Below are 1,061 nucleotides of genomic sequence, written 5' to 3' on the forward strand. Positions count from 1 at the left end.
CCCGGGACGCTCAGGACGATGTCGGCGAGTTCGTGCTCGCGAAACCGGCCCTCGATGAGCTTGTTCATCTCGGAGATCTGCTCGTTGAGGGTCATCACTTCCTCGGCCAGAGTGCGGACCAGCTTCGCGATGGTCTTCTCCCCAGGGACGGCAGTGTGCTGCCGATCGGCGGCCTCAACCGCCGCTTCGGCCAGGGAACTCGCACTTCGGACCTTGCGGTTGGCCAGCCACTTCGTCAGCCGCGTGATGCCGGCGCGGCGGAGCGCTGCCGGAGTCTGGTAACCCGTCAACAGCCTGAGCGGGCCGGTGTTGGTCACATCCAGGGCTCGCTCCAGGGCCGGGAATATGCCCAGCAGGGTGCCGCGCAGACGCTTCACCACGCGGGTGCGGTTCTCGACGAGATCGGCACGTCGACCGGTCAGCAGCCGCAGTTCGACGGCGGCTTCGTCGCCGGGGCGCATGGGCCGCAGGTCGCGGCGCATCCTGGCCTGGTCGGCGATCACGTAGGCGTCGCGGGCGTCGGTCTTGCCCTCGCCCCGGTAGCCATCGGATACCCGGTTCACCAGGCGGCCGGGAATGTAGAGGACCTCCTGGCCGTGGTTGATCAGCAGGGCCAGCAGCAGCGCGGGCTCACCGCCGGTCATGTCGATGGCCCAGGTGACCCGGTAGCCGTCGGCCAGGGCCAGGACATCCCCGATCAGCTTCAGCAGCTCGGGCTCGTCGTTGGCGACCCGCCGTGACAACAGCGTCTTGCCGTCGGCACCCAACGCGAGGCCGTGATGGTGGCCCTTGTCACTGTCGATCCCCGCCCATATCCGGCTCATCGTGCTCCTGACGTACGTGTTCGTGCAGTTCGTACCACGGACGACCTCGCCGGCATTGCTCTACTCAACGACTTGTTCGCATTTCCTAATCGGCGGCCGACTCGTCGTGGGACACCAGGCGGCGAAGCGTTTCCAGCCACAAGCCGGCAGCCCTCTCATAGCCACACCTGATGTCCCTGGGTGTCCCCACCCTACGAATGGGAGGACCAACCCGATCAAGAACGTAGAGCCCTCTGA

At 66.4% G+C, this 1,061-nt stretch carries 1 protein-coding gene; it reads right to left on the bottom strand.

Going from position 1 to position 1,061, the window contains the following annotated elements; genetic code table 11:
* On the bottom strand, positions 1-824 hold an 824-nt coding region (locus ABZV38_RS40550; RefSeq protein ID WP_356333994.1), incomplete at its 3' end, for an IS110 family transposase.
* Between the last annotated feature and the right edge of the window lie 237 nt (positions 825-1,061).

The organism is Streptomyces sp. NPDC005181, from assembly GCF_040608395.1.
Taxonomy (GTDB): Bacteria; Actinomycetota; Actinomycetes; order Streptomycetales; family Streptomycetaceae; genus Streptomyces.